Genomic DNA, 6,922 nt, shown 5'->3' with positions numbered 1-6,922 from the left:
GGTAGGTGTCCCACCACAGCGTGGGGTCCGTCTGCCAGGAGGTGTCGCCCGCGGGGATGCCCTTGACGTCGACCACCTGGAACGGGTTGACGTGCTCCGCCATGAGCACCGGTTCCTGCGCCCGCGTCACGGCCGACGCGAGCATCACGGCCGAGCAGCCCAGCTCCATCGCGAGCGCGGCGTCCGACGCCGTGCCCGCGCCCGCGTCCAGGATCACGGGGACGGCCGCCCGCTCGGTGATCAGCTGGAAGTTGTGCGGGTTGCGGATGCCCAGGCCGGAGCCGATGGGCGAGCCCAGCGGCATGATCGCGGCACAGCCGACGTCCTCCAGCTTGCGGGCCAGCACCGGGTCGTCGTTGGTGTACGGCAGCACGGTGAAGCCGTCGTCCACCAGGATCTCGGCGGCGTCCAGGAGCTCGATGGGGTCGGGCAGCAGGGTGCGTTCGTCGGCGATCACCTCCAGCTTGACCCAGTCCGTGCCCAGCGCCTCCCGGGCCAGCCGGGCGGTCAGGACGGCCTCGCCCGCGGTGAAGCAGCCCGCCGTGTTCGGCAGCACCCGGATGTCGTGCCGTTCCAGGAGGGACAGCACCGAGCCCTGCACGGTCGCGTCCAGCCGCCGCATGGCGACCGTGGTCAGCTCGGTGCCGGAGGCGAGCAGGGCGCGTTCGAGCACGTCCAGGCTGGGCGCACCTCCCGTGCCCATGATCAGGCGGGAGGTGAAGGGGATGTCGGCGATGGTGAGCAGATCGTCTGCCATCGGTGCTGATCAGCCTCCCTGCACTGCGGTGAGGACCTCGACCCGGTCGCCGTCGGCGAGCGGGGTGGCCGGCCACTGGCCGCGCGGGACGACGGCCTCGTTGACGGCGGCGGCGACCCCGCCGGGGGCGGTGGTCAGGGTGGCCACCAGCCCGTCCAGCGCGGTGCCCGCGGGCAGTTCGCGGTGCTCGCCGTTGACGCTGACCCGGACGGTGGCGGCGCGGGTGTTCCCGCCGGTGGTGGTCATGCGGACTGCTCCTGGAGTGCGGGGGCGAAGCGCCGGGGGGAGAAGGGGACGGCCTCGTCGGGCAGCCGTCCGGCGGTCAGCACCTCGGCCATCACGTCGCCGGTGAGCGGCGTGAGCAGCACGCCGTTGCGGTGGTGGCCGGTGGCCGCGAGCAGGCCCGGCAGCACGGTGGGGCCGAGCAGCGGGGCGTTGTCGGGGGAGCCGGGGCGCAGGCCGGCGCGGGTCTCCACGAGCGGCAGCTCCGTGATGCCCGGTACGAGTTCGTGGGCGTCGCGCAGCAGTTCGTAGACGCCGCCCGCGGTGACGGTGGTGTCCCAGCCGAGCTCCTCCGACGTCGCGCCGAGGACCAGTTCGCCGTTCTCGCGCGGCACCAGGTACACGTGCCCGCCGCGCACGACGGCCCGCACCGTGCGGGAGAGGAAGGGCGCACAGGCGTCCGGCACCCGCAGCCGCAGGATCTGGCCCTTGACGGGCCGCACCGGCGGCAGGGCCTCCTCCGGGAGGCCCGCGAGCCGCCCGCTGCCGCTGCCCGCGGCCAGCACGGTCTGCCCGGCGGAGATCCGGGTGCCGTCGGCGAGTTCGGCCCCGGCCGCCCGGTCCCCGGCGAGCAGCGCGCGGACGGCCTCGGCGCGGTGGAAGACCACCCCGGCGCGCTCACAGGCCGTCAGCAGCGCCCCGGCCAGCCGCCGCGGATCGGTCTGGTGGTCGCCGTCCACCCGCAGCCCGCCCTGCACCCCCGGCGCCAGCATGGGCTCCAGACGGCGGCACTCGCGCCCCGTCAGCCACTGCGAGTCCAGTCCGGACCGCTGCTGCAGGGCGTGCAGTTCGCGCAGGTGCGCCCGGTCGTCGGCGTCGAGCGCGACCGCGAGCGTGCCGCAGGCGCGGTAGCCGGTGTCCCGGCCGCTGGCCTCCTCCAGCTCCGCCGTGAAGGCCGGATAGCGGCGTGCGGAGGCCAGGTTGAGGGCGAGCAGCGCCTGCTCGCCGTAGTGCAGCTCGGTCACCGCGGCCAGCATCCCGGCCGCGACGAGGGTCGCGCCCGCGCCGCCGGGCGCGGGGTCGGCGACGGCCGTGCGCAGCCCGCGCTGGGCGGCCCGCCAGGCGGTGACCAGACCGATGAGACCGCCGCCTATGACGAGGACGTCGTACGTGGCCGTCGCCCTCGGGGGCGCGGTGGAGGACACATGCATGGGCATCCAGCCCCTCCCTTCGCCGGCATGACCCGGATCAGGTTCGTACGGTCGGAGGCCGTCCAGCCTCCCTCTCAGCCCGGTCCGTCCGGGCTCCCGCGAGTGCTTTGCAATGAGTCACCCTAGTACGCGCCGCCGACCGGTCGGAAGGGTGGCAGGGGGCTCGCGGGCGGCACCTGCCGTGACGCTGTGTCAGAGGTCTCGTCACCGGATGCTCCGGCTGACGCCGTCCGCCGCCCTACAGTGATCGGGTGAGCGAGCAGACGAAGACCGCAAGCGGCGGGCGCACCGTCGTCATCGTCGGTGCCGGCATGGCCGGGGTGCAGACCGCCGTCGCCCTGCGCGAGCAGGGCTGGGACGGGACGATCCGGCTGCTGGGCGCCGAGCCCCACGAGCCCTACGACCGGCCGCCGCTGTCCAAGGCCGTCCTGCTCGGCAAGGCCGAAGGGTCGGCCTTCGCGGTGGACTTCGGCTCCCTGGCCATCGACCTGCGCCTCGGCGTCGAGGCCACCGGGCTGCGGGCGGACGAGCACCTGCTGGAGACCACCGAGGGGCCGCTGCCCTACGACGTCCTGGTGATCGCCACCGGCGCCGACCCCGTCTCCCTCCCCGGCAGCGCCGGCCTGCCCGACGTGCACGTGCTGCGCACCCTGGACGACGCGGAGCGGCTGCGCCCGGTGCTGGCCGGGCAGCACGACGTCGTCGCCGTCGGGGCCGGCTGGATCGGCGCGGAGTTCGCCACGGCGGCGCGCGAGGCGGGCTGCCGGGTCACCGTGGTGGAGGCCGCGGACCGGCCGCTGGCGGGCGCGATGCCCGCCGAGGTCGCCGCCCACATGACCGACTGGTACGCCCAGGCCGGCGCCCGGCTGCTCACCGGCACCGGCGTGGCCGCCGTCGAGCCGGGCGCCGTGGTGCTCGCCGACGGCACCCGGCTGCCGGCCGACGCGGTGGTCGTCGGCATCGGCGCCCGCCCGGCGACCGGCTGGCTGGCCGGCTCGGGCGTCGCGCTCGCGAAGGACGGCTCCGTCGCCACCGACGACCGGCTGCGCACCTCGCTGCCCGACGTCTACGCGGTCGGCGACTGCTCCTCCTTCCCCTCCGCCCGGTACGGGGAGCGGCTGTTGGTGCACCACTGGGACAACGCCCTCCAGGGGCCGCGGACCGTCGCGGAGAACATCGTCCACGGCCCGGACGAGGCGCCGGTCTACGACCCGGTGCCGTACTTCTGGTCGGAGCAGTTCGGCCGGTTCGTCCAGTACGCGGGGCACCACGCCGCCGCCGACGAGATGGTCTGGCGCGGCGACCCCGACGGGGCCGCCTGGACGGTGTGCTGGCTGCGCTCGGGCGTCCTGGTCGCCCTGCTCGCCGTGGGCCGCCCGCGCGACCTGGCGCAGGGGCGGCGGCTCATCGAGCAGGGCGCCGTCCTCGACCGCGAGAAGGCCGTCGACGCGTCGGTGCCGCTGAAGACGGCGGTGCTTGCAGCGGCCCCGTAGGGGCGCGGGGAACTGCGCGACCAGCCACGGACAGCCCGCAGCCGACGCACTGTCCCGGGGTCCGGGGCGAAGCCCCGGGGAGGCGACGCGGACCCGGGTCGGGTCAACCCGGCTTCCGGCTGTCGGTCCCGGATGGCAGGCTTGTCCCTGTGACCGAGATTGACGAAAAGATTGATGCTCTCGTCCCCGCGTGGCTCAACCTCCCCGACATCGCCGAACAGCTCGGCGTCGAGGTGACGCGCGTGCGGCAGCTGGTCAAGGAGGGCCAGCTGATCGCCGTGCGCCGTGGTGAGAACCGAGTGCTCATGGTGCCCGCCGCCTTCATCGGCGAGGACAAGGTGGTCAAGGGCCTCGCCGGGACCCTGACCCTGCTGCGGGACGACGGCTTCAGCGACGAGGAAATGCTGGAGTGGCTCTTCACCCCGGACGACACCCTGCCCGGCACCCCGGCGCAGGCTCTGCGCGAGAATCGCGGCACGGAGGTGAAGCGCCGCGCCCAGGCGCTCGCCGTCTGACCGACCTCACACACACCGTCCGGCGTACGGGCGCGGGCCGCATCGGCCCGCGCCCGTACGGCGCAAGACCCGGGGGAGACACCCGAATGCCCGTCACCGCGCGCGAGCGGCTCGCCGACGCCCGGCTGTACCTGTGCACCGACGCGCGCAGGCGCCAGGGCGACCTGCCCGAGTTCCTGGACGTCGTGCTGGCGGCCGGGGTGGACATCGTCCAGCTGCGCGACAAGGGCATGGAGGCCGGCGAAGAGCTGGAGCACCTCGCGGTGTTCGCCGACGCCGCCCGCCGGCACGGCCGGCTCCTCGCGGTGAACGACCGCGCGGACGTCGCGCACGCCTCCCGCTCCGACGTGCTGCACCTGGGCCAGGGCGATCTGCCGGTGCCCGCGGCGCGGGCGATCCTCGGCGAGGACGTGCTCGTCGGCCGTTCCACCCACGCGGAGGCGGAGGTCGACGCCGCCGTCGCCGAGCCCGGCGTGGACTACTTCTGCACCGGCCCCTGCTGGCCGACCCCCACCAAGCCCGGCCGGTACGCCCCGGGCCTCTCCCTGGTGCGCTACGCGGCCTCGCTGGCGCCCGCCCGTCCCTGGTTCGCGATCGGCGGGATCGACGCGGGCAACCTGGACGAGGTGCTGGACGCGGGAGCCCGGCGGGTCGTGGTGGTACGGGCGATCACCGAGGCCGACGACCCGGGAGCCGCGACGGCGGAGCTCGCGCGGCGGATCCGGGACCGCGACGTGTGACCCCGGTGTCCACGGTGTGGACACTCGGCGCTGCTTCGCGGGGCGAAGCGGGCATATCGCAAATAGGGGTTTGGTGACCGCGCCCCCGCTGGTTAACTTGCCGGTATGGCCCTTGGCACTGCTTCCACCAGGACGGACCACGCACGGACTGTCCGTGAACTGCTCGCCTCCGGTGAGCGGTCGTACTCGTTCGAGTTCGCGGCACCGAAGAGCGAGAAGGGTGAGCGGACGCTGTGGAACGCCATCCGGCGCATCGAAGCCGTCGCCCCCACCTTCGTCTCCGTGACCTACGGCGCCGGCGGCTCCTCCCGTGAGGGCACCGTCCGGGCCACCGAGCGGATCGCGACCGACACCACGCTCACCCCGGTCGCCCATCTGACGGCCGTCAACCACTCCGTCGCCGAACTGCGCAATGTCATCGGCCAGTACGCCGACGTCGGCATCCGCAACATGCTCGCGCTGCGCGGCGATCCGCCCGGCGACCCCATGGGCGAGTGGGTGCGCCACCCCGACGGCATCCGCTACGCGGCCGACCTGGTGCAGCTCATCAAGGAGTCCGGCGACTTCTGCGTGGGCGTCGCGGCGTTCCCCGAGATGCACCCCCGCTCCACGGACTGGGAAACCGATGTCCGGTACTTCGTGGACAAATGCCGTGCGGGCGCCGACTTCGCCATCACCCAGATGTTCTTCTATCCGGAGGACTATCTGCGCCTCCGCGACCGGGTCGCGGCCGCGGGCTGTGACACTCCGATCATCCCGGAGATCATGCCGGTCACAAATGTGCGGCAGATCGAACGATTTGCTCAGCTCAGCAACGCCGCGTTCCCCCCGGCCCTGGCGGAGCGGATCCTCGCGGTGCAGGACGATCCGGCCGCTGTACGCTCGATCGGTATCGAGTACGCGACGGAGTTGTGTGCCCGGTTGATGGCCGAGGAGATTCCCGGGCTGCATTTCATTACCCTGAATCACTCCACGGCCACGTTGGAAATCTACGAGAACCTGGGACTGCACCAGCGGTCCTGACGGCCGACCGGTGAACGGCGGCCGGTGAGAGGGGCGTTAATGGGCTGGACGGTCCTCTACATCGCGTTCGGCATCGTCGCGCTGTGGCTGCTCGGCGAAGTGCTGCTGCAGTACAAGGCGCGGCTGCGCTGGCGGCTGCTCGCCTTCGCCGGATTCCTCGGCGTGGTCGCGGGCGTGGTCATCCCGTCGGTGGCGGTCATCGTCGTCGGCGCCCTCGCCTTCGCCGTGGGACAGACGTACGTGACGCTCTCGTTCCGGCGCGGCTTCGACAAGGGATGGGCGGTCCGGCGGCGTTCGGCCCCCGCGAAGGGGAAGAAGGGCGGGCGCCGCAGGGGCAAGGGGGAACGTTCAGCCGCCCCCGAACCGGCTCCGGCCGCCCCCGCTCCCGCTGCTGCGTTCGCCGCAGAGGAGACCCAGGCGTTCCCCGCGGCTGCCATGGACGACGCCGGCACGGCGGTGCTGATGCCCGACCTGCCGCTGCAGACGGCGCCCGATGCCGATGCGACGGCGGTGTACCCGGCGTACGGCGATGCCGGGCAGCAGCAACAGCAACAGCCGTATGCCTATGGGCACGAGCACGGGCAGGAACAGCAGTACGCCGCGTACTCCGACCCGTACATCGGCAACCGGCAGCAGACATACGGGACTTACGAGTCGTACGAGACACAGCAGGCGCCCTACGGGCAGCAGCAGTACGTGGCGGACGCCTACGCCCCGCAGCACTACGACACAGACACCCCGCCGGGCGGCGTGTGGGTGCCGCAGCAGCGCGACACGGAAACGCCTCCGGCGGGGGAACAGGGGTACGGCGGTCAGCAGTACCGGTACTGATCCCGGTGGCTTTGCGCCCCGTCAGGGGCGCGGGGAACTGCGCGATCAGCCACGACGCGCCCGCAGATGACGTGCGGCACCGTCCCGGGGGGTGGGGCCCCCCCCCCCGGGGGGTGTTTTGTTTTTTTAA

Annotated in this window: 8 protein-coding genes and 1 riboswitch; of the genes, 5 read left to right on the top strand and 3 right to left on the bottom strand. The window is 73.3% G+C overall.

Annotated elements, in window-relative coordinates:
- From ACWD4B_RS34665 to thiO, 3 genes are all read right to left on the bottom strand, one after another.
- Positions 1 to 757, bottom strand: a 757-nt coding sequence (locus tag ACWD4B_RS34665; protein ID WP_451424501.1) for a thiazole synthase, incomplete at its 3' end; no start/stop codon positions are given.
- A gap of 9 nt (positions 758 to 766) precedes the next feature.
- Positions 767 to 1,003, bottom strand: a complete 237-nt coding sequence (gene thiS / locus ACWD4B_RS34660) for a sulfur carrier protein ThiS (RefSeq protein WP_451424500.1) — start codon at positions 1,001 to 1,003, stop codon at positions 767 to 769.
- Complete coding sequence (thiO, locus tag ACWD4B_RS34655; RefSeq protein ID WP_451424499.1) at positions 1,000 to 2,196, bottom strand: glycine oxidase ThiO; 1,197 nt, start codon at positions 2,194 to 2,196, stop codon at positions 1,000 to 1,002. Before thiO ends, thiS begins: the two co-directional genes overlap by 4 nt.
- A riboswitch (TPP riboswitch) is annotated at positions 2,188 to 2,300 on the bottom strand. Its footprint overlaps the gene before it by 9 nt.
- A gap of 141 nt (positions 2,301 to 2,441) precedes the next feature.
- Here thiO and ACWD4B_RS34650 point away from each other — a divergent pair.
- The 5 genes from ACWD4B_RS34650 (at position 2,442) to ACWD4B_RS34630 (ending at position 6,792) form a co-directional block, all read left to right on the top strand.
- Positions 2,442 to 3,683: an NAD(P)/FAD-dependent oxidoreductase gene (locus ACWD4B_RS34650; protein ID WP_451424498.1), complete on the top strand. Its 1,242-nt coding sequence runs from the start codon at positions 2,442 to 2,444 to the stop codon at positions 3,681 to 3,683.
- 149 nt (positions 3,684 to 3,832) lie between these two features.
- Complete coding sequence (locus ACWD4B_RS34645; RefSeq protein WP_390777618.1) at positions 3,833 to 4,198, top strand: Rv2175c family DNA-binding protein; 366 nt, start codon at positions 3,833 to 3,835, stop codon at positions 4,196 to 4,198.
- 86 nt (positions 4,199 to 4,284) lie between these two features.
- The gene (thiE, locus tag ACWD4B_RS34640; protein WP_451424497.1) at positions 4,285 to 4,938 is read left to right on the top strand and encodes a thiamine phosphate synthase; all 654 of its coding nucleotides are present in this window, start codon (positions 4,285 to 4,287) and stop codon (positions 4,936 to 4,938) included.
- Between the two features lie 105 nt (positions 4,939 to 5,043).
- The gene (metF, locus tag ACWD4B_RS34635) at positions 5,044 to 5,961 is read left to right on the top strand and encodes a methylenetetrahydrofolate reductase [NAD(P)H] (RefSeq protein WP_336412580.1); all 918 of its coding nucleotides are present in this window, start codon (positions 5,044 to 5,046) and stop codon (positions 5,959 to 5,961) included.
- Between the two features lie 39 nt (positions 5,962 to 6,000).
- Positions 6,001 to 6,792, top strand: coding sequence for a hypothetical protein (locus tag ACWD4B_RS34630; RefSeq protein WP_451424496.1), 792 nt, complete (start codon positions 6,001 to 6,003; stop codon positions 6,790 to 6,792).
- The last annotated feature ends 130 nt before the right edge of the window (positions 6,793 to 6,922 follow it).

This window comes from Streptomyces sp. NPDC002536, assembly GCF_053594995.1.
This window is presented reverse-complemented; position numbering and strand designations above follow the sequence as displayed.

Bases quoted from the DNA above. Each gene is read 5' to 3' on its own strand.
- ACWD4B_RS34630 (WP_451424496.1), top strand. From the start codon at position 6,001: ATGGGCTGGACGGTCCTCTACATCGCGTTCGGCATCGTCGCGCTGTGG.
- thiE (WP_451424497.1), top strand. From the start codon at position 4,285: ATGCCCGTCACCGCGCGCGAGCGGCTCGCCGACGCCCGGCTGTACCTG.
- thiS (WP_451424500.1), bottom strand. From the start codon at position 1,003: ATGACCACCACCGGCGGGAACACCCGCGCCGCCACCGTCCGGGTCAGC.
- metF (WP_336412580.1), top strand. From the start codon at position 5,044: ATGGCCCTTGGCACTGCTTCCACCAGGACGGACCACGCACGGACTGTC.
- thiO (WP_451424499.1), bottom strand. From the start codon at position 2,196: ATGCCCATGCATGTGTCCTCCACCGCGCCCCCGAGGGCGACGGCCACG.